At 64.9% G+C, this 26,934-nt stretch carries 15 protein-coding genes; 14 read left to right on the top strand and 1 reads right to left on the bottom strand.

The annotated features are described in order from the left end of the window. Nucleotides 1-181: 181 nt before the first annotated feature. Nucleotides 182-961: a DsbC family protein gene (locus ACVOLL_RS06985; RefSeq protein ID WP_481512243.1), complete on the top strand. Its 780-nt coding sequence runs from the start codon at nt 182-184 to the stop codon at nt 959-961. A gap of 76 nt (nt 962-1,037) precedes the next feature. Here ACVOLL_RS06985 and ACVOLL_RS06980 read toward each other — a convergent pair whose 3' ends face one another. Then, a complete protein-coding gene (locus tag ACVOLL_RS06980; RefSeq protein ID WP_481512242.1) occupies nt 1,038-3,173 on the bottom strand; it encodes a glycosyl hydrolase family 18 protein in 2,136 nt (711 codons plus the stop codon). 304 nt (nt 3,174-3,477) lie between these two features. On the opposite strand from ACVOLL_RS06980, the gene purL reads away from it, so the two are divergent. The 13 genes from purL to ACVOLL_RS06915 all read left to right on the top strand — a co-directional run bounded on the left by purL (nt 3,478) and on the right by ACVOLL_RS06915 (nt 26,934). Then, on the top strand, nt 3,478-7,359 hold the full coding sequence (purL, locus tag ACVOLL_RS06975; protein WP_481512241.1) for a phosphoribosylformylglycinamidine synthase: 3,882 nt from the start codon (nt 3,478-3,480) through the stop codon (nt 7,357-7,359). 813 nt (nt 7,360-8,172) lie between these two features. Then, nucleotides 8,173-16,545, top strand: a complete 8,373-nt coding sequence (locus tag ACVOLL_RS06970) for an ESPR-type extended signal peptide-containing protein (protein WP_481512240.1) — start codon at nt 8,173-8,175, stop codon at nt 16,543-16,545. A gap of 155 nt (nt 16,546-16,700) precedes the next feature. Next, complete coding sequence (locus ACVOLL_RS06965) at nt 16,701-18,584, top strand: S8 family serine peptidase (RefSeq protein WP_481512239.1); 1,884 nt, start codon at nt 16,701-16,703, stop codon at nt 18,582-18,584. A gap of 124 nt (nt 18,585-18,708) precedes the next feature. Further along, nucleotides 18,709-20,436: a type II secretion system ATPase GspE gene (gene gspE, locus ACVOLL_RS06960; protein ID WP_481512238.1), complete on the top strand. Its 1,728-nt coding sequence runs from the start codon at nt 18,709-18,711 to the stop codon at nt 20,434-20,436. A 31-nt stretch (nt 20,437-20,467) separates the two neighbouring features. Then, complete coding sequence (gene xpsF / locus ACVOLL_RS06955) at nt 20,468-21,685, top strand: type II secretion system protein XpsF (RefSeq protein ID WP_481512237.1); 1,218 nt, start codon at nt 20,468-20,470, stop codon at nt 21,683-21,685. Nucleotides 21,686-21,713: 28 nt separating this feature from the next. After that, the gene (gene gspG, locus ACVOLL_RS06950; RefSeq protein ID WP_481512236.1) at nt 21,714-22,142 is read left to right on the top strand and encodes a type II secretion system major pseudopilin GspG; all 429 of its coding nucleotides are present in this window, start codon (nt 21,714-21,716) and stop codon (nt 22,140-22,142) included. A gap of 6 nt (nt 22,143-22,148) precedes the next feature. Beyond that, a complete protein-coding gene (gene xpsH, locus ACVOLL_RS06945) occupies nt 22,149-22,661 on the top strand; it encodes a type II secretion system protein XpsH (protein ID WP_481512235.1) in 513 nt (170 codons plus the stop codon). After that, the gene (gene xpsI / locus ACVOLL_RS06940) at nt 22,658-23,050 is read left to right on the top strand and encodes a type II secretion system protein XpsI (RefSeq protein ID WP_481512234.1); all 393 of its coding nucleotides are present in this window, start codon (nt 22,658-22,660) and stop codon (nt 23,048-23,050) included. The genes xpsH and xpsI overlap by 4 nt, the downstream gene beginning before the upstream one ends. Then, nucleotides 23,047-23,706, top strand: coding sequence for a prepilin-type N-terminal cleavage/methylation domain-containing protein (locus tag ACVOLL_RS06935; protein ID WP_481512233.1), 660 nt, complete (start codon nt 23,047-23,049; stop codon nt 23,704-23,706). The genes xpsI and ACVOLL_RS06935 overlap by 4 nt, the downstream gene beginning before the upstream one ends. Next, entirely contained in the window at nt 23,703-24,557 is an 855-nt protein-coding gene (locus ACVOLL_RS06930; protein ID WP_481512248.1) for a type II secretion system minor pseudopilin, read from the top strand. The genes ACVOLL_RS06935 and ACVOLL_RS06930 overlap by 4 nt, the downstream gene beginning before the upstream one ends. Beyond that, nucleotides 24,554-25,681: a PilN domain-containing protein gene (locus ACVOLL_RS06925; RefSeq protein WP_481512232.1), complete on the top strand. Its 1,128-nt coding sequence runs from the start codon at nt 24,554-24,556 to the stop codon at nt 25,679-25,681. The genes ACVOLL_RS06930 and ACVOLL_RS06925 overlap by 4 nt, the downstream gene beginning before the upstream one ends. Continuing rightward, a complete protein-coding gene (gspM, locus tag ACVOLL_RS06920) occupies nt 25,656-26,264 on the top strand; it encodes a type II secretion system protein GspM (protein WP_481512231.1) in 609 nt (202 codons plus the stop codon). Before ACVOLL_RS06925 ends, gspM begins: the two co-directional genes overlap by 26 nt. After that, nucleotides 26,254-26,934, top strand: a complete 681-nt coding sequence (locus ACVOLL_RS06915) for a type II secretion system protein XpsN (RefSeq protein ID WP_481512230.1) — start codon at nt 26,254-26,256, stop codon at nt 26,932-26,934. Before gspM ends, ACVOLL_RS06915 begins: the two co-directional genes overlap by 11 nt.

The following is a 26,934-nucleotide window of genomic DNA, read 5'->3' as shown; positions in this document are numbered from 1 at the left end:
GCGCACCCGCCGCCGGCGCGGGGGGCGGCGCGCGCGCCCCGCGCCCCCCCCCCACGCCGCCGGCCCCGCCCGCGGCGGGGCGGGGGCGGGCCCCGCCCGGCGGCCCGGGCGGGCCCCCCCCGCTCCCACACTGATTCGGGCGGTGTGCGAGAATCCGGCTGTTCTCTTTCGATGGGCCGCCATGTTCCGATTTGCCATTGCCGCGCTGTTTGGCGCGCTCAGCCTTACCGCCTGCGCGCAACAGCCCGCAGCACCCAAAGCCGCTGCCAGTGCCGCCGCCTCGCCGGCCGATGCCGCAGTCGAAAAGCAGGTGCGCGATGCCCTCAAGCAGCTGGATCCAAACCTCAAGCCGGAATACATCGGCGCAGCACCGTTTGCGGGTTTCCGGGAGGTGCTGGTGTCCGGGCAGGTGCTGTACGTGACCGATGACGGTCGCTATCTGCTTCAAGGCACGCCCTATGACATCGAGAAGAAGGGCCAGGCCACCAGCCCCGGCCTGCTGGCTTACCGCCGCAACCTGTTGCAGACGCTGCCGCACGCGGACCGCATCGTATTTGCGCCGCCGAACGCCAAGCACACCATCAGCGTGTTCACGGATATCGAGTGCGGTTACTGCCGCAAGCTGCACCAGGACATCGCCGAGCTGAATCGCAACGGCATCGCCGTCGAATACCTGGCGTTCCCGCGCATGGGCCTGGCCAGCAAGGACGCCACCGACATGATCTCGGTCTGGTGTGCCAGCGACCGCAAGGCCGCGCTGACCGCTGCCAAGTCCGGCCAGCCGGTGCCGTCCAGGAACTGCACCAACCCGGTGGCCATGCAGTACAACCTTGGCCAGCAGCTGGGTATCAACGGTACCCCGGCGATCTTTGCTGCCGATGGCAGCCAGCTCGGCGGCTACCTGCCGCCGGCACAGCTGAAGGCCACGCTGGACCGCATGGAAGGCGGCGGCAGCCGCTGATAGCGTCGTTTGCCAATGCTTGAACAGACAACGCCCCTCCCGGCAACGAGAGGGGCGTTGTGGTTTTGGCAGCTGCCTACTTCAGGCCGGCGCTGACACTGTTGACCAAGGTGCCTTGGGCATCGTCACCGCTGAACTCCCAGAAGAACGCGCCGCCCAGCCCCTGGGCTTTGACGTAGGCCATCTTGCGGCCAAGCATCTCCGGGGTGTCCACGCTCCAGAAGGTGTTGCCGTCATACAGCCACGACGCCTGCGCAAGCGGGTCGGTATACACCGGCCAGCCGAGGTTCTTCAGCACCTTCCAGTCCTCGATGCCGGCCTCGTATTTGCCGGCTGCTGGCCGCCCGCTCTGGTACAGACCGTTGTTGGTGCGCGCTACATTGGTCCAGCCACGGCCGTAGAAGCCGACGCCGAGGTTCAACTTGGCCGCAGGCACGCCGCGCTGCAGATAGGCCTCGATGGCGTCGTTGCTGTTGTACAGGGCGGCGTCGCCGGTTGAAGGATCTGCCGGGGAGTGGAACAGGGCGGTGTGGTGGTTGGTGGTGCCGGCCCAGGCACCGTGGAAGTCATAGGTCATCACATTGATGAAATCCAGATGGCGGTGATAGGCGGCCGGGTCGGTCGGTCGGATCTTGTCGATGCCGGCTCCCACCGCCACGGTCAGCAGCAGCCCAGGGCGCACCGCGTCCAGCTGGCGGCGGAACTCGGCCAACAGCGCGGAGAAGTTGTCGCGGTCGGCCGGCGTGCCGCAGCCCAGGCCGCAGGCTGCCGGATACTCCCAATCGATGTCGATGCCATCGAACACGCCTGCAGCTACCCCTTTGCCGCCGGCATGGTCGGTGAACGGCAGATTGCCCTTGATGTAGGCGTCAATGCAGGAGGCGACAAAGGCCTGGCGGTTCTCCGCGCGTGCGGCATTGGAGAAACCGCGTGACCAGGTCCAACCGCCCAGCGAGATCAGCGTCTTCAGCTGCGGGTGCTTGGCCTTGAGCTGCTTGAGCTGGTTCCAGTTGCCGCGCAGCGGCTGGTTCCATTGGTCGGCGATACCGCTGACGCTTTCGCTGGCGCCAAAGCTGCGGGTGTAATCGGCATAGGCGTCGCCGCCAGCGCCGCTGGCTGGATCAGCGGCCTGGGTGATGCCGACTTCGCAACGGTTGTTGCGGACATTGCCGAAGGCGTAGTTGATGTGGGTCAGGCGCGCCGCCGAACCGCTGCTGTCGATGTTCTTGACGCGGTAGTTGCGGCCATAGATGCCCCATTGGGTGAAATAACCGATGACGCGTTTGCCGCTGGTGCTCGGGGTGCCGGGTTCTCCTGGTTCTCCGCCGCCGCCGCTGTCCTCGGCCAAGGTGCTTGCGCTGACGATGGGGCTGTTTGGTGAGGCGTTGCCCGCCTTGTCGCGGGCGCGCACGGCGTAGCGGTAGACGGTGGCTGGGGTCAGCGCGGTGTCGGTATGCAGGGTGCCGGTGAGCGAGGCGATCTGGCTGCCGTCTCGATACAGGTCATAGGCGGCGATGCCGCTACCGCCGGGGTTGTCGCTGGCTGCGTTCCAGCGCAATGCAATGCTGGTCGTGGTGCGCGACTGCACGCTGAGCCCATCCGGGATCGACGGCGCGGTGCTGTCCTTGTCCGCCGCGCTGACGGTCACGTTGACCGTGGCCGAGGTGGTGCTGGCGTTGCGGTCGTCGGTGGCGATGGCGCTGAGCAGATGGCTGCCTGCTGCGGCGTTATGCCAGGTCAGGCGGTAGGGCGCGCTGCCGACGCTGCCCAGTGGCACGCCGTTGCGGAAAAACTCGACCTTGCGGACACTGCCATCTTTGTCGGACGCGTCCGCGCTCAAGGTAATGCCGCTGCCGGCGCTGAACGTGCTGCCAGCGGTGGGTGAGGTGATACGGACCTGCGGTGGCTGGTTGGCTACCGGCGCGCCGCCGTCGCAGCGGCCGAGGTTGTCGTAGTAGCGCCGGCCGGCGGGATGATCCGGCGGGGCGTTCCAGATTGTCTGCCGAACCCGATAGAGCACGCCGTCCTTCTGCAGGGTGTGGCCGGGCTGGTAGATCGTGGTTCCCATCCACGACTTGACGTCCGTGCAGTCGGCAGCCTGGGCTGTGGATACGGCGCAAGCGGGCGCCAGAACCAGCGCCAGCGCCCAGCGCAGCCGTCTTTGGCGAAGGGTGAGCGGGGGCCGGCAACGGCCTGCGGAATGGTCCTTCATGGGGTTCTCCTTGTGGGTGGGGCGGCGTGTTTGGGCACGCCTTCGGCAGGACGGGCGCAGCAACGCCCGGTCTTGGACCGTCTGGGGAGTATTTTTGGGGCCCGGAAGGGGCCGCCGCACCGGCAGCTGTTGCCGGCTGGTCGAGGATAAAGGGGTTGAAACCGGTGGCGTGGTTTGCCCCGCGCACGGGCCTGTCGGTGTGAACCGCGTCATCCCTGAGGACTTCCGGTAGCCGGGGTACAGAGGCTTGGGGCGGCCGAGTCCGGTACAATCGCGGGCCGATTCCCACCATGGTCTCCCGGACATGATCGTCCTCGAGGGCGCAGCTGCCCTTTCGCCGTTCCGCCGCGAACGTCTTGAATCCCGCCTGCAGTCCATTGCCGCCGATCTGCGCATCACCGGTGCCTGGCACGTCTATTTCACCCAAGCTGCCGATGCCGGCGCGGTCGACCAGACCACGTTGGGCCGCATCCTGCAGGGCCAGCCACAGGCCGCCGAGCGCGCTGATGGCGCGATCTCGCGCTACGTGGTGCCACGCCTGGGCACGCTATCGCCGTGGTCGAGCAAGGCCACCGAGCTGGTGCGTGGCGCCGGCCTGCCGATCCAGCGCGTCGAGCGCGGTACCCGCATCGACCTGAGCGGCTGGCCGACTGATCCGGCGCAACAGGCCGCACTGGCCAAGCTGCTGCACGATCCGATGACGCAGTCGCTGCTGGAAGACATCGACCAGGCCCAGGCGTTGTTCAACAATGTCGGCCGGGGCAGCCTGGAGCGCATCGCCCTGGATGATCTGGAAGGCGCCAACAAGCGCCTCGGTCTGGCCCTGGCCGATGACGAGATCGACTATCTGCGCCAGCGTTACAGTGAGCTTGGCCGGGATCCGTCAGACGTCGAGCTGATGATGTTCGCGCAGGCCAATTCCGAGCATTGCCGGCACAAGATCTTCAACGCCAGTTGGACCATCGATGGCAACGAGCAGGACCGCTCGCTGTTCAAGATGATCAAGAACACCCACCAGCAGACCCCGCAGCACACGCTCAGCGCGTACAGCGACAATGCCGCGGTGATCGAAGGTGAACCGGCCGCGCGCTATCGCCCGGACCCGGCCACCGGCAAGTACCGCAGCGAAGCGGTGGTGCCCAGCGCGTTCCAGATCAAGGTGGAAACGCATAACCACCCGACCGCGATCGCCCCGTTCCCGGGTGCCGCGACCGGCGCCGGTGGCGAGATCCGCGACGAAGGTGCCACCGGTCGCGGCGGCAAGCCCAAGGCTGGCCTGACCGGCTTCTCGGTCTCGCACCTGCGCATCCCGACCCTGCCGCAGCCGTGGGAAGCGCCGCGCGCGCTGAACCCGCGCATGGCGCCGGCCTTGGACATCATGCTCGACGGCCCGCTCGGCGGCGCCGCGTTCAACAACGAATTCGGTCGTCCGAACCTGCTTGGTTACTTCCGCAGTTTCGAACTGCCGGAAGACGGCATCACCCGCGCCTACGACAAGCCGATCATGTTGGCTGGCGGCCTGGGTGCGATTGATCGCGTGCAGGTTGAGAAGCTGCAGCTGCAGGCGGGCGATGCGGTGATCGTGCTCGGCGGCCCGGCGATGTTGATCGGCCTGGGCGGTGGTGCGGCCTCGTCGGTGGCCTCGGGCGAGAGCGCCGAAGACCTCGACTTCGCCAGCGTGCAGCGCGACAACCCGGAAATGGAACGCCGCTGTCAGGAAGTGATCGATCGTTGCGTGGCCATGGGCACGAACAACCCGATCAAGTTCTTCCACGACGTCGGCGCCGGTGGCCTGTCCAACGCCATTCCTGAACTGCTGCACGACTCCAACGTCGGTGGCGTGATCGACCTAGGCAAGGTGCCCACCGACGATCCCTCGCTGTCGCCGCTGGAGCTGTGGTGCAACGAGTCGCAGGAACGTTATGTACTCGGCGTGGCGCAGGAGCGCCTGGCCGAATTCGCCGCCATCTGCGCGCGCGAACGCTGCCCGTTCGCCGCCGTCGGCGTTGCAACGGCGGAGGAGCACTTGGTCGTTGCCTATGGCGCGACCCCGGGCAATACCCCGGCCGATGCACCTATCGACCTGCCGATGGACGTGCTGTTCGGCAAGGCGCCGAAGATGCACCGCGACACCGTGCATCCGCCGGCGCCGCGCTGGCCGTCGCTGAAGACCGGCGGCATCGACCTGCATGACGCCGGTCTGCGTGTGCTTGCACACCCGACCGTCGCTTCGAAGAGCTTCCTGGTCACCATCGGTGATCGCAGCGTCGGTGGCCTGACCGCGCGCGAGCAGATGATCGGCCCGTGGCAGCTGCCGATGGCCGATGTTGCGATCACCCTGGCCGGTTTCGATACCTATGCCGGCGAAGCGATGTCGCTGGGTGAACGCACCCCGCTGGCACTGTTGAACGCCGCTGCATCGGCACGCATGGCGGTGGGTGAAGCCATCACCAACCTGTGTGCCGCACCGGTGACCGCGCTGGATACGGTCAAGCTGTCGGCCAACTGGATGGCCGCCTGCGGCCACAACGGCGAAGACGCGCTGCTTTACGACGCCGTCAAGGCCGTGGGCATGGAACTGTGCCCGCAGCTGGATATCAGCATCCCGGTGGGCAAGGACTCGCTGTCGATGCAGGCGCAGTGGCAGGCCGATGGCCAGGCTGAGAAGTCGGTGTCGCCGGTATCGCTGGTGATCACCGCGTTCGCCCCGGTCAGCGATGCCCGCCAGCAGCTCACGCCGCTGCTCGACCGCGAAACCGAAAGTGAGCTGTGGTTGATTGGCTTGGGCGCTGGCAAGCAGCGTCTGGGTGGTTCGATCCTGGCGCAGACCCAGGCCGATCACAGCGCGCTGCCGGCGTTTGCCGGTGACGTGCCGGATCTGGACGACCCGCAGCGCCTGCGTGCGTTCTTTGAACTGATCTGCGATGCACGTGAGTCCGGCCTGTTGCTGGCCTACCACGACCGCAGCGACGGCGGTGCTTTCGCCGCGTTGTGCGAAATGGCATTCGCCTCGCGCATGGGCCTGGACATCGTGCTCGATGCCTGGGGCGATGATCCGTTCCGCAGCCTGTTCAACGAAGAGCTGGGCGCCGTGGTGCAGATCGCCAAGGAAGACCGCGCCGCGTTCGCCGACCTGGTCGAACGCCACGCACTGACCGAATGCGCACAGCGCATCGCCCGCCCGACCACCGCACCGGTAGTGCGCGTGCAGCTGGCCGGCGACAGCGTGGTGGAATGGCGCTGGGAAGAATTGTTCGATGCCTGGTGGTCGGTCACCCACGCCATGCAGAAGCTGCGTGACAACCCGGATGCGGCTGACCAGGAGCGTGCGATTGCGCGCAACTTCAACGCGCCGGGCTTGAAGCCGAAGCTGGCATTTGATCCGGCCGACGACGTCGCCGCACCGTTCATCGCCAGCGGCGCACGGCCGAAGGTGGCGATCCTGCGCGAGCAGGGCGTCAATGGCCAGATTGAAATGGCCAACATCTTCGAGCGCGTCGGCTTCGACGCCTACGACGTGCACATGAGCGACCTGATCGAAGGCCGCGTGCAGCTGGGTGACTTCCGCGGCATCGCTGCCTGCGGTGGTTTCAGCTACGGCGACGTGCTCGGTGCAGGCCGCGGCTGGGCAACCTCCATCCTCGAACGTCCGGCGCTGCGTGAGGCCTTCGCGGCCTTCTTTGCGCGCCCGGATACCTTCGCGCTGGGCGTGTGCAATGGTTGCCAGATGATGAGCCAGCTCAAGGACATCATTCCCGGTGCCGAACACTGGCCGAAGTTCCTGCGCAATGCCGGCGAGCAGTTCGAAGCGCGCACTGCATTGCTGGAGATCGTCGAGTCGCCGTCGATCCTGCTGCGTGGCATGGCCGGCTCGCGCCTGCCGGTGGCCGTGGCACATGGCGAAGGTCGTGCCGAGTTCGATAGCGCGGTGGACCAGGCGGCAGCCAGCATCGCGCTGCGCTACGTCGATGGTGATGGCCGCGTTGCCACCCAGTACCCGCTGAATCCGAACGGTTCGCCCGACGGCATCACTGGCCTGACCACCAGCGATGGCCGCGTCACCATTCTGATGCCGCACCCGGAACGCACCCCGCGCACGGTCAACCTGAGCTGGGCACCGAGCAGCTGGGGCGAAGATTCGCCGTGGCTGCGGATGTTCCGCAACGCAAGAGTATGGTGCGGCTGAACAGGCGAAGCCGCCGGAAGTTCATTGCCGTACATTGAAGTCTGAAGAAGCCCGCAGGCCAACGCCTGCGGGCTTCTTCGTTGTGGGGCCCCGATTCGTGTCCAGCTGCTCGGCTGTACCCGAAAGCAGGAGCGCGGAGCGCTCCGCAAGCGGATGGATTGGAAGTACCGCAAGGGCCGGCATTCCGCGCCGTGAGGCGGCCATCGCATCTGTGGCCGCAGCGATCCTATCCGTTCCGCCTGCGAGGGGTACCTCAAATCTCTGTCAGTAACGTCCGCCGGCAACCTGACGTTTCTGTGGGACCCATTTGCTCTCTTGCGCGTAGCTGCTGGCGCAACTGGCCGTGTTGCAATGCAACTGTTCCCAGCTTTTAAGGAAGATGAATCCATTTGTTCTGCGGGCACGTCGAAATGAGCCAAAGGCCCGCGGCCCAATGCCTGCAGGAAGATTAACGCCTTCATCTTTCGAGTGGCTGCAATTGATGTCTCTGCAGGCAGTCACGACTAGGCAACTGTTTCAGAAGTAATTTTTTTGAAGATCTCACTAAATTGAGAGATTTGTGTGGCTCCTCACAAAAAAAGTTTTCGGGCCAAAAATTTGACGAAACATGAATCGTCGATTAAGACTCCATCCATCCCGTAGTCACCCGACAGGTATGGAACAAGGGGGGTAGACCGCGACAGGCGTGAGCCTCACGTGCCCAGCTGTACCGGGACCGGGACCACAACACCACAGGGGGATCGTTGGGCTCGCCAGTCCAGCGATGGGGTTTTCTGCAAGCGAAAAAACCCGTCCACTTGAGGAGCAGCAGCGATGAACCGGATCTACCGCAAGGTATGGAACAAGGCATTGGGGCAGTTGGTGGTGGCGTCGGAGTTGGCATCGTCCAGCTCGGCCGGTGTGGTCATGGATGAGCGGCATAGCGCCGGGTTGCGCCTGCAAGCCTTGTCGGTTGCCGTTGCGTTGGGTCTAGGAGCGAGTGCCTGGGTAACAGCGGCACAGGCACAGTCGGTGGAGGTTGGCGGCAACGCGCAGTGCATCGTGCTCGGCAGTGCGACCTTGGTGGATTGCGCTATCGCCAGCAGTGCCGATGCCTCAGGTACGAATGCAGTCGCCATCGGCGCTGGAACAGTGGCCTCGGCCGCAGGCAGCGTGGCGCTGGGCGCAGGCTCCATCGCTGATCGTGCCAACACAGTGTCAGTAGGCTCGGCTGGCAACGAACGCCAGATCAGCAATGTTGCCGCCGGTACTGCCGGTACTGATGCGGTAAACCTCGATCAACTCAACGCGGCTGCCGACGGCGCGCTATTGGCCGGCCGCTACTTCAAGGCCAATGGTGCTGCCGATGGCAGCGATGATGCGGTGGCCAGCGGCGAAGGTGCGATGGCTGCGGGTGTCGGCTCACTGGCAAGTGGTGTGGGAAGCACAGCGGTGGGCAGCTACAACGTGGCTGCCGGTGACTATTCCAGCGCGGTGGGCTATGTAAATACCGCCAACGGTGAGAACAGTTCGGCCGTCGGCAATTTCAACCAGGTTGATGGTGCCAACAGCAGCGCCTTCGGTATGGGCAACCTGGTCGATGGTGACAATGCGATTGCGCTGGGCAGCAACAGCATCGCCAGTGGTGATGGCAGTGTGGTGATCGGTGATGGCGCCTATGCGGCAGCCGATGATGCGACCGCCGTGGGCTCACGCAGTGCGGCCAGCGAGCAAGGCGGCACGGCGGTTGGCAGTGATGCTGAAGCCTCGGGTGCCTTTGCAACCGCGCAGGGCAGCCAGGCGCTCGCTTCCGGGCAGCAGGCAACGGCAAATGGTTTCCGTGCCGATGCCAGTGGCCGCGGCACCACTGCGCTGGGCGCCTACAGCTCCGCCTCCGGTGACCTTGCTTCGGCAGTGGGCTATGGCGCTGATGCCAGTGGTGACTACGGTGTTGCGATGGGTCTGGGCGCTTCCGCGTCGGCTACCAGCACCACGGCGGTAGGCGAATCGGCGATCGCTTCGGGTGAAGAATCCACTGCGGTCGGCGGCACTACCTTCGGTGGCTTCATCAGCACCGAGGCGTCGGGCACCGGCGCGTCGGCATTCGGCAATGGCGCGTGGGCGATAGGTGAGTACGCCACAGCGATTGGCTTCAACAGCTGGGCCGATGCTGACAACTCCACCGCGCTTGGCCAGAGCGCCACCGCGGCAGCGGTCAACAGCGTCGCCATTGGTGCCAATTCCTGGGCAGACCGCGAGAACAGCGTGTCGGTGGGTGATGTTGGCAGCGAACGCCAGATCACCAATGTTGCTGCCGGTACCGAAGACACCGATGCGGTGAACAAGTCGCAGCTGGACGGGGTCGCAGCGATCGCTGAAAACACCAGCAAATACTTCAAGGCAACCGGCAGCGCCGACAGCGATGCCGGTGCCTATGCGGAAGGCGATAGCGCTACCGCTGCCGGTGAGGCTGCCAACGCCATCGGCAATGGCGCATCGGCTTACGGTACCGGCGCCAATGCCTTGGCTGACAACAGTGTTGCGGTCGGCACCAATGCGCTGGCAACCGGTTCCGGCAGCGTCGCATTGGGTATGAATGCAAACGCGGAGAACGCAGACAGCATTGCCATTGGTACCGATGCCTCGGTCAGCGAAGGTGCCTTCATGGCCATCGGTGCCGGTGCCAATGCGCAGGGCCTGTTCTCTGCTGCCATCGGCACCGATGCCAAAGCTGCGGGTTTTGCTGCTACCGCCATCGGGACCTCGGCGTGGGCAACCGGTCGCCAGGCTACTGCGATGGGATTCGGCGCCACTGCGGATGACTGGCAGGCGGTCGCTGTCGGCAGCGGTGCGTATGCAACTTTCTTCGGCACGGCGGTCGGCACGTTTGCCGAGGCGGCCGATGTGGCCACTGCAGTTGGCCAGGGCGCAATTGCGGATATCGCAGGTGCGGCTTTCGGTGTGCAGGCGCGCGCAGGCTTGACCGGCGTTGCTGTCGGCAACAATGCCAGCACCGGTGAACTCGGCGTCGCGGTCGGCTTCAACTCGATGGCCGGTCAGGATTTCTACAGCGTTACTGAAGCCAAGCACACCACCGCGCTGGGTGCGGAGGCGTGGGCGACCGAGGATGGCGCCACCGTCGTTGGCTACAACAGCTATGCACAGGCGCAGAACGCGGTGGTGCTGGGTTCCAATGCCTGGACCAGCAAGGACGCACAGAACAGCGTCGCACTCGGTGCCGGTTCCTTCGCTGACCGTGCCAACACGGTCTCGGTCGGTGCTGCGCAGGAATGGACCGACTCAGCTGGCGTCGTCCACGCAGCCGTAGATCGCCAGATCGCCAATGTCGCTGCCGGTACCGAAGGCACCGATGCGGTCAACGTAGATCAGCTCAACGCTGTCGCTGAAGGGGCGGAGCTGACGGCCCGCTACTTCAAGGCCAATGGTGCGGCCGATGGCAGTGACGACGCGGTAGCCAGCGGCGATGGTGCGACCGCCGCCGGTGTCGGTTCGCTGGCCAGCGGTGCGCAGAGCACGGCGGTGGGCAGCTACAACGTCGCTGCCGGCGATTACTCCAGTGCGCTTGGTTACGTGAATACCGCCAACGGCACCAACAGCTCGGCAGTCGGCAACTTCAACCAGGTGGATGGCGAGAACAGCAGCGCATTCGGCATGGGCAACCTGGTCGATGGTGCCAATGCGATTGCGTTGGGTAGCAACAGCGTCGCCAGCGGTGATGGCAGCGTGGTGATCGGTGACGGCGCATTGGCAGATGCCGATGATGCGATCGCTGTCGGCACCGGCAGCGTTGCCAGCGGCGAGGGCAGCAGTGCCTTCGGCGAAGGTGCGGAAGCCTCGGGTGCCTTCGCCACGGCACAGGGTGCGCAGTCGGTGGCCTCCGGTCAGCAGGCGCTTGCAAACGGTTTCCGTGCCGAGGCCAGCGGTCGTGGCACCACCGCAGTGGGCAGCTATGCGGTTGCCTCCGGCGATCTCGCCTCGGCCGTCGGTTACGGCGCCGAGGCCAGTGGTGACTATGGCGTTGCAATGGGCCTGGGCGCGTCGGCATCGGCAGTGAGCACCACCGCGGTCGGCGAATCGGCGATCGCCTCGGGCGAGGAATCGACGGCGGTCGGCGGTACCACCTTCGGTGGCTTCATCAGCACCAAGGCTTCCGGCACTGGAACAGCGGCATTCGGCAACGGTGCCTGGGCGGTGGGCGAGTACGCAACCGCTATTGGCTTCAACAGCTGGGCTGATGCGGACAACTCCACCGCACTGGGCCAGAGTGCCGTGGCCGAGGCGGCCAACAGTGTCGCCATCGGTGCCAACTCCTGGGCCGACCGTGAGAACAGCGTGTCGGTGGGTGATGTGGGCAGCGAGCGCCAGATCACCAATGTTGCCGCCGGCACCGAAGGTACCGACGCGGTCAACAAGAACCAGCTGGATGAAGTGGCCGCGGTAGCTGGCAACACCAGCAAGTACTTCACCGCCACCGGCAGCGCCGACAGCGATGCCGGCGCCTATGCAGAGGGCGACAACGCCACTGCCGCCGGTGAAGCCACCAATGCGATTGGCAATGGCGCATCGGCCTTCGGCAGTGGTGCCAATGCCGTGGCTGATGGCGCAACCGCAGTCGGCATGAACGCCTTGGCCAGTGGCCAGAACGCAGCCGCGTTTGGCCAGAATGCGCAGGCAATGGGTCCGGGTGCGGTGGCCGTGGGTGGCAACGCAGTGGATGCAAATGGTGATCCGCTGATCAATGTGGGTGGTGAACCGGTGCAGACCGGTGCTACCAGCGCCGGCGTCGGTGGTACCGCGCTGGGTGCCAGCGCCAATGCCGAAGGCTTCGCCGCCACCGCAACCGGTGTCGGTGCCTACGCCAAGGGTGATCAGTCCACCGCCAGCGGTGCGGTGGCCAATGCACTTGGCAACTACAGCACCGCGACCGGTTCGCAGAGCTATGCCGAAGGTGCAGGCACCACAGCAGTCGGTTACAACGCAGCGGCGTATGAAGATGGCAATGTCGCCGTAGGCCGCAATGCCTCCGCACTTGGCGCGGGCAGTCTGGCGATTGGTGACGGCGCCGAGACCGGCTTCGGCTTCTTTGGCATCGGCGCAACCAACGCAGTGGCCATCGGCAGCGGTAGCTGGGCGTTCGGTGACGATGCAACCGCTGTTGGTGCCAATGCCTGGGCCTTTGGTCAGCAGAGCACCGCCATCGGCACCGGCGCCGAAGCAGGTGCCACCAACTCGGTGGCGCTGGGAGCAGGCTCGATAGCCGGTCGCGACAACACGGTGTCGGTGGGCGATGTTGGTGCCGAGCGGCAAATCACCAATGTGGCTGCTGGTACCGAAGGCACCGATGCAGTCAACGTCGATCAGCTCAATGCTGCAGCCGAAGGTGCATTGCTGGCCGGGCGTTACTTCAAGGCAAACGGCGCGGCCGACGGCAGCGACGATGCGGTCGCCAGCGGTGATGGTGCTACCGCCGCCGGTGTTGGCTCGGAGGCCTCCGGTGCACAGAGCACCGCAGTGGGCAGCTACAACGTTGCCGCCGGTGATTACTCCAGCGCCGTCGGCTATGTGAATACTGCCAACGGCAGCAACAGTTCGGCGTTCGGTAACTTCAACCAGGTGGACGGCGCCAACAGCAGCGCGTTTGGCTTCGCCAACTTGGTCGATGGTGACAACGCAATCGCACTGGGCAGCAACAGCGTGGCCAGCGGTGAAAGCGCCATCGTGATCGGCAACGGCGCCTATGCCTTGGCCAGCGGTGCGGCAGCAATCGGCATGAATGCAGTAGCCAGCGGTCAGAATGCAGCGGCCTTCGGTCAGAACGCACAGGCCACCGGCCCGGGCGCGGTGGCGGTGGGTGGCAATGCCGTAGATGAAAATGGCGATCCGTTGATCACCTCCAACGGCGAGCCGGTGCAGACCGGTGCCACCAGTGCCGGTGTCGGTGGCACCGCGCTCGGTGCGAGTGCCAATGCCGCTGGCTTCGCCGCCACCGCAACCGGTGTCGGTGCGTGGGCGCAGGGTGATCAGTCCACCGCCAGCGGCGCAGTTGCCAATGCGGTGGGTAATTTCAGTACCGCCACCGGTTCGCAGAGCTACGCGGAGGGCGTGGGCACGACGGCGGTGGGCTACAACGCGGCGGCTTATGAGGACGGCAATGTTGCCGTTGGTCGCAACGCTTCTGCACTGGGTGAGGGCAGTCTGGCGATCGGTGATGGTGCCGAAACTGGTTTTGGTTTCTTCGGCATCGGTGCGACCAATGCAGTCGCCATTGGTAGCGGTAGCTGGGCCTTCGGTGACGATGCTACCGCGGTTGGCGCCAATGCATGGGCCTTCGGTCAGCAGAGCACGGCGATTGGTACGGGAGCACAAGCCGGTGCCACCAACTCGGTGGCGCTGGGTGCAGGTTCGATTGCCGGCCGCGACAACACGGTGTCGGTGGGTGATGCAGGTGCCGAACGGCAGATCACCAATGTGGCCGCCGGTACCGAGGGCACCGACGCGGTCAACAAGGACCAGCTCGATGAAGTGGCTGCGGTGGCTGCGGAAGGCCAGACCACGGCGAAGTACTTCAAGGCCACCGGCAGCGCCGACAGTGATGCGGGTGCCTATGCCGAGGGCGACAACGCAACCGCCTCAGGTGAGGCGACCAACGCGATTGGCAATGGCGCATCGGCCTTCGGCAGCGGCGCTAATGCAGTGGCTGATGGTGCAACTGCAGTCGGCATGAACGCTTTGGCCAGTGGCCAGAACGCAGCCGCGTTTGGCCAGAATGCGCAGGCGATGGGACCGGGTGCGGTGGCCGTGGGTGGCAATGCGGTGGATGCGAATGGTGATCCGCTGATCAACGTAGGCGGTGCGCCGGTGCAGACCGGTGCCACCAGTGCCGGTGTCGGCGGTACCGCGCTGGGCGCCAGCGCCAATGCCGAAGGCTTCGCCGCCACCGCAACCGGTGTCGGTGCCTATGCCAAGGGTGATCAGTCCACCGCCAGCGGTGCGGTGGCCAATGCACTTGGCAACTACAGCACCGCGACCGGTTCGCAGAGCTATGCCGAAGGAGCTGGCAGCACCGCAGTCGGCTACAACGCAGCCGCGTATGAAGATGGCAATGTTGCCGTCGGCCGGAATGCTTCAGCATTGGGCGAAGGCAGTCTGGCGATTGGTGATGGTGCCGAGACCGGTTTTGGCTTCTTCGGCATTGGCGCGACCAATGCGGTAGCCATTGGCAGCGGCAGCTGGGCGTTTGGCGATGACGCGACTGCAGTTGGTGCCAATGCCTGGGCAGTTGGCCAGCGCACCACCGCGATTGGTATGGGTAGTGAGGCCAGTGGCAAAAATGCGGTTGCCTTGGGCGCCGGTTCGGTGGCCAGTCGTGATAACGCGGTATCGGTGGGCGATACAGGTGCAGAGCGTCAGATCACCAACGTCGCGGCCGGTACCGAAGCAACCGATGCAGTCAACAAGTCGCAGCTGGATGCCGTGGCTGGCGTCGCTGGGGAGACCAACAAGTACTTCCGGGCGACCGGCGATGGCGTGGCGACTGCCAGTGGCACCAATGCAGTCGCTTCAGGCTCGGCAGCACTTGCCAGTTCCGAGCGCAGCACCGCGTTGGGTGCTTCCAGCACCGCCAGTGCCAATGGGGCAACCGCGGTGGGTGCGGATGCCGCAGCGAAGGCCAGCAACAGCACTGCACTCGGCCGGCAAACCTCGATCACCGCAGCCAACGGCGTCGCCATCGGCTATGGCGCGTTTGCCAGCAACGGGATCAACAGCGTTGCGATCGGTGCAGGTGCCGGCGTCTCCGGTGCCAATTCGGTGGCATTGGGCGCAGGCTCGCGTGCAGTCGAGGCCAATGTGGTGTCGGTGGGGGGCGGCAACGGGACCAATGGGCCAGCAACCCGTCGCATCGTCAATGTCGGTGCTGGTCGTATCGCCGAAGGTAGCAGCGATGCGGTGACCGGCGGCCAGCTGCATGTCACCAACCAGCGTGTCGGCGCAGTGGAAACCCGCGTTACCGACATCGACGGTCGTATCGGCAGTATCGAGGGCGTGACCGCCAACGCGGTGACCTACGACGATGCCAGCCGCGACAAGCTGACCCTGGCGGGCGTGCAGGGAACAACCTTGGACAATGTGGCAGCTGGTGCCATTGCTGCTGGCAGCATGCAGGCCATCAATGGCGGGCAACTGTTCCAGTCGTTGGGCAATATGGCCAGCTTCCTTGGCGGCGGTGCCGGCGTTGGCATGCAGGGTATGTTTGTTGCCCCGACCTACGTCATCCAGGGGGCCAGCTACAACAATGTGGGTGCCGCGTTGTCGGCGCTCGATGGCCAGGTGACCTCCCTCAACAACCGTATCGCCAGCAATGGAAACGGCAGCGGGAACGGAAATGGCAACGGCAATGGCAACGGCAATGGCAACGGCAATGGGCCGCGAGAAGCGACTACGGGCAGTGGCGTAGCGCTGGGCGAACAGGCCAAGGCCAACAACGTAGCGGGTAGTGCCATCGGCAATAACAGCTATGCACATGGCCCGAACGATACCGCGATCGGCAGCAACTCCCGCGTCAACGCTGACGGCAGCACCGCGGTAGGGGCCAATACCAGCATCGCTGCGGTGGCCACCAATGCGGTGGCGATGGGTGAAGGCGCCACGGTCAGTGTCGCCTCGGGAACAGCGATTGGCCAAGGCTCCAGCGTCACCGCAGCTGGTGCCGTCGCTTTGGGACAGGGATCGATTGCGGATCGCGCCAACAGCGTATCGGTTGGCAGCAGCGGCCACGAGCGGCAGATCACCAGCGTTGCCGCAGGTACGCAGGCCACCGATGCAGTCAACAAGGCGCAGTTGGATAGAGGCATCACTGCGGCCAATAGCTATACCGATACCAAGTTCAGCAGCATGGCCGACAGCTTCGACGTGTTCCGTGGCGATATCGACAAGCGTCTGCGTCATGTTGATCGCCGCCTCGACCGTCAAGGTGCGATGAGCGCAGCCATGCTGAACATGGCCACCAGTGCTGCCGGTGTACGCACGCAGAACCGGGTCGGCGTGGGTGTCGGCTACCAGGGGGGCGAATCGGCGCTGTCGCTGGGCTACCAGCGTGCCATCAGTGATCGCGCCACTGTCACCTTTGGTGGTGCCTTCACCAGTGATGACAGCTCGGTGGGCGTGGGCGCTGGCTTCGGTTGGTAAGCGGTTTGGTTTTGCCCCCGCCTGCTGCGGCGGGGGCTTCCAGGTTCATCGTCAACGGTCGTGCTGCCCCCGCAGCCCGGCCGCTACGAGCCAGGACGGCAAAGCGATGCAGCGTTGAGGTTCCATCCCTGTTCTATCAAGACGAGAGATCCGACATGAAGAAGAAGACCCAGCTTGGTTTGGCGGTTGCCAGCGTCGTACTGATGGCTTCGATCGGCGTGCCTGCCGCATCTGCTGCAGAAATTGGACCTGCAAAGGTGAGTGGTCTGAGTTCGTCCACGGTGAATACCAGTGGTGGTTATCGGTTCGTGGTGAAATACCGGGCCGGTACCAGCGAGCTGCGTGATACGGCAACGCTCAATCGTGGCCTGGGTGCAGCGGCTTCGCGCGCCGGGTTGGACCGCGTGGTGGCAAAGACCGCCCGCGTTGCAGCCCAACCTGCGGTCGAGGCAGCGTTGCTGCGCCGTATGGGCGCGCCAGGCTGGAACGTGATCAAGACCTCGCGTGCGCTCAATGCGCAGGAGGCAGCGGACTTTGTCCGTGAGCTCAAGGCCAATCCGGCGGTGGAGCGTGCCGATATCGATCGCATGTACCAGCGCATGGCCGACGTCGCACCGTCGATGGTCCCAACCGACCCCAACTACGCGCAGTACCAGTGGAACTTCTTCAACGCGGTCGCTGGCGTACGCGCGCCGCAGGCATGGGATGTTTCGCAGGGCGAGGGCGTGGTGGTGGCGGTGATTGATACCGGCATTACCCAGGGCAATCCGGACCTGCAGAACAATGTCGTCCCCGGCTACGACATGATCAGCGATAAGCGGGTGTCGCGCCGCGACAGTGATGCGCGCGTGCCGGGTGGCTGGGATATAGGTGATTGGGTCGAAGCCAACTACTGCACCGGTTGGGCTACCGGCGGCTCGCATGCGGCCGATACCAGTTCCTGGCATGGCAGCCACGTCTCCGGCACCATCGCCCAGGAAACCAACAACGGCAGGGGCCTGGCTGGGCTTGCCTACAAGGCCAAGGTAGTGCCGGTCCGCGTGCTCGGCTCATGTGGTGGTTTTGGTAGTGATATTTCCGACGGCATCATCTGGGCAGCAGGTGGTGAAGTGCCTGGGTTGCCGCTCAACGCCAATCCTGCCGAAGTCATCAATATGAGCTTGGGCAGCGGCTCTCCCGCGGCTTGCCCGAGCGAGTACCAGGAAGCCATTGATCTGGCCAACAGCAAGGGCGCTATCGTGGTGGTTGCCGCAGGCAACGACAACGCCAATGCCGGCAGCTACACCATGTCCTCGTGCAACAACGTGATCAGCGTGGGCGCCACCGGCGTTACCGGCGCGCGCGCCTATTACTCCAACTACGGTGCACGCGTGGATCTGGCTGCACCGGGCGGTGGTGGCGGTGTCGATGGCAACCCGAACGGCTACATCTGGCAGGTGATCAACGGCGGTGATCAAGGGCCGGAAACCGGCAACTGGATCCTCGGTGGCAAGGGCGGCACCTCGATGGCATCGCCGCACGTGGCTGCTGCCGTGGCAATGGTGCAAAGCGTGGTTGATACGCCGCTGACCCTGAACCAGATGCGTGATCTGTTGAAAAAGACCGCCACGCCGTTCCCGGTGGCGATCCCGGCTTCCACTCCGATCGGCGCCGGCATCCTCAACATCAATGCCGCATTGGTCAAGGCCACCACGCCGCCGTGCGATCCCAACGTGGAGCAATGCGGTCCGGACGCAACACCCTTGGTCAACAAGGTTGCGGTGACCGGTGTAGCCGGCAGTGGTGGCAGCGAAGCGGTCTACAGCTTCCAGGCCGAGGCTGGCAAGGTGCTGACCTTCATGACCTACGGTGGTACCGGTGATGTATCGGTCTACGTCCGCTTCGACGCGGTGGCCAGCAGCACTGCCTTTGACGCCAAGTCGACCCGTGCCGGAAACAGCGAAACGGTGCGCTTCAACACGCCGCAGGCGGGTACCTATTACGTCACGCTGGTCGGGGCGAGCTCCTACAGCGGTGTGAGTCTGGTTGCCCGTCAGTAGTTCTGACCGTCTGCACCACTTTGGAACCCCGGCATTGCCGGGGTTCTTTTTGCCTGTAATGCAGGTTCATGTGCACGACCTGGGGGTGCGAACTGCTAAAGTTCGGCCAACACAGGAGGATTGCGTGAACGCGGTAGCCCACGACGCCCAACTTGCGCCATCACCTGCCGATCGCATCGTCACCGAGCTGTTGGTGCAGGGCCGGCTGAAGGAAGCTGACCTTCAGCGCGCACGCCAGTTGCAGCGTGAATCCGGCGGCGACCTGCTGGTACTGCTGGCCAGGTTGGGGTTGGTGTCCGAGCGCGACCATGCCGAAGTCTGCGCCAAGGTTTTGGGGCTGCGCCTGCTGGCCGCCCGCGAGCTGCCCGAACACCCGCCGGAGTTGGTGGAAGGCGCCGAGCCGGTGCCGCTGCGCTTCCTCAAGCAGTTCCTGGTACTGCCGCTGGGCGAGCAGCGTGGCCGCATCCTGCTGTGGATGGCCGATCCACAGGACGGTTACGCGATCGATGCGATCCGCTTGGCTACCGGTTGCGAGGTTGCGCCGGTAGTTGGTGTGCGCAGCGAGGTGGATGAGTTGATCGAGCGTTGGTACGGACAGGGACGTACCGCGATGGGGACCATCCTGGAAACCACCGATGGCGAGCTCGCGCCGCTGGACGATATCGAGCATCTGCGCGACCTGGCCTCCGAGGCGCCGGTCATCCGCCTGGTCAATCTGTTGATCCAGCGTGCGGTGGAGCTGCGCGCATCGGATATTCACGTGGAGCCGTTCGAGAGCCGCTTGAAGGTGCGTTACCGCGTTGATGGCGTGCTGGTCGATGGCGAAAGCCCGCCAGTCAATCTCACTGCGGCGGTGATCAGCCGCATCAAGATCATGGCCAAGCTCAATATCGCCGAGCGTCGCCTGCCGCAGGATGGCCGCATCATGCTGCGGGTACAGGGTAAGGAGCTGGACCTGCGCGTGAGCAGCATGCCGACCGCACATGGCGAAAGCGTGGTGATGCGCCTGCTTGACCGCGAAGCGGTGGTATTTGATTTCCAGAGGCTTGGCTTCAGCGAGGATTTCCTCCCGCAGTTCCGTAAGGTATTGGAGCAGCCGCACGGCATCCTGTTGGTCACCGGCCCCACCGGATCGGGCAAGACCACCACGCTGTACACCGCGTTGAACCAGCTCAATACCGACAAGGTCAAGATCATCACCGTCGAAGACCCGGTGGAATACCAGCTGGAAGGCATCAACCAGATCCAGGCCAAGCCGCAGATCGGGCTGGATTTCGCCAACGCTCTGCGCAGCATCGTGCGCCAGGACCCGGATATCATCATGATCGGCGAAATGCGTGATCTGGAGACCGCACGCATCGCCATCCAGTCCGCACTTACTGGCCATCTGGTGCTGTCCACTCTGCATACCAACAACGCCGCCGGTGGCATCACCCGTCTGCTGGATATGGGCGTGGAAGACTATCTGCTCACCTCCACCATCAACGGCATCCTCGCCCAGCGTCTGGTGCGCAGGTTGGAGCCGACCCATGCGCTGCGCTACCGCGCGTCGGAAGAAGAGATCGAGCGCTTCGGCCTGCGCCGCTTCCAGCCGCAGGGCGACATCCATCTCTACCGCGCGCAGCCATCGGCGCTGGCGCCGACCGGTTACCTCGGCCGCACCACCATCGTTGAATTCCTGGTGATGGACGATGCGCTGCGCAATGCGGTGATGCGCAAGGCCGTCATGGGCGAGATCGAACAGATCGCACGCAAGGCCGGCATGCGCACCATGTACGAAGATGGCATCGGCAAAGCACTGCGTGGCGAAACCACGTTGGAAGAAGTGCTGCGGGTGACGGAGGACGCATGAGCCATCGCGTCCACCCGGAGCGGCGCAGCTGATGCCGCGTTACCGTTACAAGGCGCTGGATGCCCGTGGCGACCTGCTCGAAGGGCAGATGGATGCAGCCAGCGAAGGCGAGGTGATCACGCGCCTGCAGGAACAGGGCCACCTGCCGGTGGAAGCCAAGCCGGCCACCGGTTCGGCCTTCGAGGGCGGTGGTTGGAAGCAATGGCGGCAGCGTCCGTTTGCCGGCGCCGCGCTGGTGCAGTTCACCCAGCAGCTGGCGACCTTGTTGAGCGCCGGACAGCCCCTGGACCGTGCCTTGTCGATCCTGATGGAAACACCGGAAGACCAGCGCTCGCAACGGGTGATTGCCGACATCCGTGACAGCGTGCGTGGCGGTGCGCCACTGTCGCAGGCGTTGGAACGCCAGCACGGCCTGTTCTCGCGGCTGTACGTGAACATGGTGCGCGCTGGCGAAGCTGGCGGCAGCCTGCACGAAACCCTGCAACGCCTGGCGGACTATCTCGAACGCAGCCAGGAATTGAAGGGGCGGGTCATCAACGCCCTGATCTATCCGGCCATCCTGCTGGTAGTGGTCGGCTTGGCCTTGTTGTTCCTGCTTGGCTATGTGGTGCCGCAGTTCTCGCTGATGTACCAGAGCCTGGATGTGACCCTGCCATGGTTTACCCGCGCGGTGCTGGAGGTTGGCCTGCTGGTACGCAAGGGCTGGTTGGTTTTCGTCGTGGTGCCGGCGCTGTTGCTGCTGTGGGTGGAGCGCAAGCGGCGCGACCCGGTATTCCGACTGGCATTTGATACCTGGCTGTTGAAGCGGCCGATGATTGGTGGACTGGTCGCCAAGCTGGAGAGCGCACGGCTTGCGCGCACGCTTGGCACCTTGTTGCGCAATGGCGTGCCATTGCTGGCTGGGCTGGGTATTGCCCGCAATGTGCTCGGCAACCGTGCCCTGGTCGCGGATGTGAGCGAGGCCGCAGAAGCAGTGAAGAACGGTGCCGGCTTGGCTTCGTCGCTGGGCCGCAATGGGCGCTTTCCGCGCTTGGCCCTGCAGATGATCCAGGTTGGCGAAGAGTCCGGCACGCTGGAAAGCATGCTGCTCAAGACTGCCGACACCTTTGAGCAGGAAAGTGCCCGCGCCATCGACCGCATGCTGGCGGCGCTGGTGCCGGTGATCACCTTGTTGTTGGCGTCGGTGGTGGGCGTGGTCATCATCGCGGTGCTGGTGCCGCTGTATGACCTGACCAATGCCATCGGTTAATCCCCGAGTTTTTGCGAAGGATGAAGAAATGAGGCGAACCCTGAAACAACCCATGTCACGCGCACGCCAAGCCGGCATGAGCTTGTTGGAAATCATCATCGTCATCGTGCTGATTGGTGCTGTGCTGACCCTGGTCGGCAGTCGCGTGCTGGGCGGCGCCGATCGTGGCAAGGCCAATCTCGGCAAGACCCAGATCCAGACCCTGGCCAGCAAGGTGGAGAACTACAAACTCGACACCGGCCGCTTGCCGGGCAAGTTGGAGGATCTGTCTACCCAGCCCGCCGGTGTGGCTGGTTGGCTGGGCCCGTACTCCAAGCCGGCCGAGTTCAATGATCCATGGGGCAATCCGGTGCAGTACCGGGTGCCGGGCGAGGGACGTCCGTTTGACCTGATCAGCCTGGGCGCTGATGGCCAACCCGGTGGCGAAAGCTATAACGCCGATATCCGCTACGAATAAGCCGTGATGGCCGCGTCGCGTACTCCGCTTCCGTTTGCCGCCCTGCGTGCCGTACCCGCGCGGCGCGGCGCAATGCGCGGCATGTCGCTGCTGGAGATGGTGCTGGTGCTGGCGCTGGTGGCCGCGTTGGCCTTGATGGCGGCAATGGCGATGAGCGGCGGAATGGACGGCATGCGCCTGCGTTCGGCCGGCAAGGCCTTGGCGGCGGAGTTGCGTTATACCCGCACTCGCGCGATCAGCACCGGCGTTGTCCAGCAATTGCAGATCAATCCCGGCAGTCGGCGCTGGCAGGGTGCGGATGGTCATCATGGCGAGCTGCCACAGGCGCTGACGGTGAGCTTCACCGGCGCAGGCCAATTGCAGACGCGCAAGGATGAAGGCGTCATCCGTTTCTTTGAAGATGGTGCCTCCAGCGGTGGCCGGATCGAACTGCGCGCAGGCAAGGCGGTGTGGCGTATCGACGTGGCGTGGATCACCGGCGAGGTCAAGGCCGGCCCGCTGCGCGAGGGCGCTGGATGAAGCGCCAACGCGGCTATTCGCTGATTGAGGTGATCGTCGCCTTCGCCTTGCTGGCCTTGGCGATGACGCTGTTGCTGGGCAGTCTGTCTGGCGCCGCACGTCAGGTCAGCATGGCCGATGGTTATGGTCGTGCCGCGCTGCATGCGCAGTCGTTGCTTGCAGTGACTGGGGTTGAAGCGCCGTTGAGCGCTGGTCGCCAGCAGGGCGAATGGGAGCAGGGCCGCTATCACTGGAGTCTGCAGGTTTCCCCCTATGTCGAGCCGCGCCAGCAGCAGGCGCGGCTATGGCTGCTGGATCTGCAGGTGCGCTGGGGCGACAGTGCACAGGAACAACTGCGTTGGCGCACGCTGCGGCTGCGTGGCAACGCGCCGCTGGAGGCGCCGCCATGAAGCGTTCACTGGGGCGATCGCGGCCAGTGCGCACACGCGGCTTCACCTTGATCGAGGTGCTGCTGGCCACTGTGTTGCTCGCCGCCGGCATGGCGCTGGCATTTGCCGCTGTGCGTTCGACGCTGGCGATCAGCAGCCGTGGTGAGGCGATTGCCAGTGGCAACGAACGTATGCGCGCGGTCGAGGGTTTCCTGCGCAGACGACTGGTCTCGGCGATGCCATTGCCAATGCAGCGCGATGCGCTGAACGGCAGTGCCAAGGTGTTTACCGGCACGCCGCAGCAACTGCGGTTTGTCGCCAATGTGCCGAATTATCTAGGCCGCGGCGGTCCCTATCTGCACACGCTTGAGGTCAGCGGCAACGGTGACAGGCAGCAGCTGCGGATCGGCCTGACCTTGCTGCAGAACGGTGAGCTGCTGGAAGAAAACCCGCCACGTGGCAGCGAGTTGCTGGCCGACGATCTCAAGCAGGTGAAGCTGCGCTATCGCGGTACCGATCCGAATACCGGCGCCATGGGCCGCTGGCAGGACAGCTGGGATTCGCCGGGGCGCATGCCAGCCTTGGTCTCCATCGACATCACCCCAGCACGTGGCCCAGCGTGGCCGCCACTGGTCGTGGCATTGCCGCAGCACGGCGTCGCCGGGAGCTGGCGATGAAGATGCGCGGCGCGGCCCTGGTGCTGGTGCTGTGGGTAGTGGCGCTGTTGACCACCGTCATTGCGGCGTTTGCGCTGACTGCGCGGGTCGAACACCAGCAGGGCCGGGTGACCGGCGACCTTGCCGGAGGCGAGCAGATCGCCCATGCCGGTATCGATTACGCGCTGTCGCGGATGCGCGCTACGCCCACCCAGCCCAGCTGGCACGCCGACGGACGGCCCTACCGCTGGCAGTTTGACGGCCATGCGGTGGAGCTGCGTATCGTTGATGAGGCCGGCAAGGTCGATCTGAACAAGGGTGATCTGAACCTGCTACAAGGCCTGTTGCGTGCACTCGGAGTGGCGCCTGACAAAGCCGCGCGCTTGGCCGGCGCCATCGTCGATTGGCGTGACGTCGATTCGTTGCTGCAGGTCTCCGGCGGCGCGGAAACCGCAGACTATCAGGCTGCTGGCCTGCCGTACGGCGCCAAGAACGCGCCGTTTGACAGTATCAGCGAGCTGCAGCGGGTGCTCGGTATGGAGCCGGAGCTTTATGCGCAGCTGGCACCGTTGGTGACGGTGTACGGTAGCGGCCAGCCCAATCCACGTTTCGCACCAGCGCCGGTGCTGACCGCGATGGGGATGGATGCGGCGCTGATCATGGCCCAGCGTGAGCGTGCAGACGGCAGTGCCGGGATGGGCGAAACTTCACCCTTGGGAGGCGACAGCGGCACTTATAGTGTCGAAAGCAAGGTGCAGCTGGTGGCCGAGCGGCAAGCGGTCACCCGTGCCGTGGTCCGTCTTAATCCCGGTGCTATGGCCGGTGCGCCGTATACGGTGCTGCAGTGGGAACAGGGAGCGATGTCTAGATGACGGGGTTGCGTGAACGACTGGGGCAGGTGAGTGCACGCATCGTGCCGGGTGCCGGTGGCTTCTGGGCGTGGTGGTCGCAGGCGTTGCTGTCGTGGCTGCCGTCACGTTGGCGGGCCCTGCTTGGGGTCTCCGATGCGCGCTTGCTGCTGGAGCCTGCCGGCGCGAAGCTGACGGTGTCGCTGTTGCAGGGCGGCCAACGGCAGTCGCTGCAGGTGCTGCCCAGCGGCTCGGTGCCCAACGAGGTGGAAGCTGCCTTGCCGCCACGCGTGGCCGGCTTGCCGCGCTACGGGCTGTTGCCGGTCAGCGCAGTACTGCGCAAGCCCCTGCGCATGCCGGGCGCGGCCGAGGCACGCCTGCGCGAAGTGCTGGGTTTCGAGATTGACCGGCAAACTCCCTTCAGCGCCGGGCAGGTGTACTACGACGTGCGCCTGTTGCAGCGTCGCGACGACGGTCAATTGGATACCGAACTGGTGGTCGCACCGCGGCAGTTGGTGGATGCGTTGCTGGGTCCGGTTGAGGTGTGGCAGCAGCAGCTTGATGGCGTGGATGCGGTCGGTGCTGAAGGCCAGCCCTTGGGCGTGAATCTGCTGCCGCTGCCGATGCGCAGGCAGCGTATCGATCCGATGCGCAGGCTCAACCGACTGTTGTTGATCGCAGGCTTGGTGATGCTGGTGCTGGCTGCCTGGCAGTTGCTGGAAAACCGCCGCGCCGCCGCCGCGCAGTTGTCGGCGCAGGTGGAGGCCTCGGCGGTTCGCGCACGGGCGGTGGCTGCGCAGCGGCAGCAGTTGCAGGATCTGGTCGATGGTCAGCAATTCTTTACTGCACAGCGTGCCCAGCAGGCTTCTGCTACCGAGCTCATCAATGAGCTCAGTCAACGGCTGGGCGATGACACCTCGCTGGAAAAGCTCTCGATTGAAGGCGGGCGCATGCAGCTGATCGGCATGAGCAGCAGTGCGTCCTCGCTGGTCTCCAAGCTGGAAGGTTCCAAGTTGTGGAAGACGCCATCATTGACCGGCGTGTTGCAGGCTGGCCAAGGTGCCGGGCGTGAACGTTTCACCTTGACCGCAGAACTGCGCGGCCCCAACCAGGAGGCTGCCGATGGCACCGCACCCCGCGCGCCGTGACCGCTGGTTGGCCCTTGGTCTGCTGCTGGCCGTACTGGGCGTGATCTACCTGCTGCTGGTGCAGCCCTTGTGGGTCCGCCCAATGCTGGCGGTCGACGCGGAAATCCAGGCGTTGCAGGAGCGCCAGCAGCGCATCGGCATACAGCTGCGGCAGGCCCCGCATATCGCGCAACGGTTGCAGCAGGCACAGCAGACACTGGCCGATCAACCCGGCTTCATGGCTGAAAGCTCGGCGGAACTTGCGACCTCCAAACTTGTGCAGCGACTGGAAGAGGCCGCGCGGCTGGCCAGCCCGGATCAGCGCAGTTGTGCGATCAGCGACCGCTCGCCGTTGCCGGCCGACAGCACTGGCCGCTTTCCGCGGGTGGCGGTGCAGGCGCGGCTGCGTTGCGGCATGAACGAATGGATGAGCGTGTTGCAGACATTGGAGACCGGAACGCCGCAATTGCGTGTGGACCGGCTCGACATCCTGTCCGCTGGCATGGGTGAAGGCGGTGGTGGCCTTGATGTGAGTTTCGAGCTCAGCGGCTATCTGCGCCCCGGCGTAGTCGCGCCGGCCACGGAGGCAGCCAATGCGCAATGACGTAGCGGGTCTGCGCACCTGGTTGTTGGGCGCATTCGCGGGCTGGGCACTATTGGTCTGGGCCGCGTGCCTGTTTGGCCTGGGCAGCAGGATCAGCAGCGGCACTGCCGCACTGGACGTGCCGGCCTTGCCAGCGGTTCCGCAGCCTGCGCCGCTTGCGGTTGCCGACAATTCCGAGGCCTTGAGCCGGCCGCTGTTTGCCAGCGATCGGCGGCCGCACCCGTTTTTCATCGGCGAAGCCGGCGAACCCGCAGCAGCCAGTGTGCGCTTGACCGGTGTCTTGATGACGCCGGACCTGGACATGGTCACGCTGACCACCGAGCAAGGCAAGTCGCTGCGTCTGCGTCTGGGCGGCGAGGTGCAGGACGGTTGGCAACTGCTGTCGCTGCAGCCGCGCAGCGCCATGGTCAGTGGGCCGGCAGGCACGCTCAATCTGGAACTGCAGGTGTTCAGTGGCGGGCCCAAACCGCCAATAGACGGTGCTGCAGCGCCCATGCCTGGCAATGCGCAGCCGATTCCTCCGCCGGTCGCCGTACCCACACCGCCGCCAGCAGCCGATCCGGTTGCACCGTCAGCAGACCAGATCAAGGCGATCCGTGATCGCATCCAGGCCCGCCGTCGGCAGGCACAACAGAATCAGAACGGCGGCTCCGGCCGCCAGAACCCGTAG

The sequence above is a fragment of the Stenotrophomonas sp. STEN035 genome (assembly GCF_056759935.1).
This window is presented reverse-complemented; position numbering and strand designations above follow the sequence as displayed.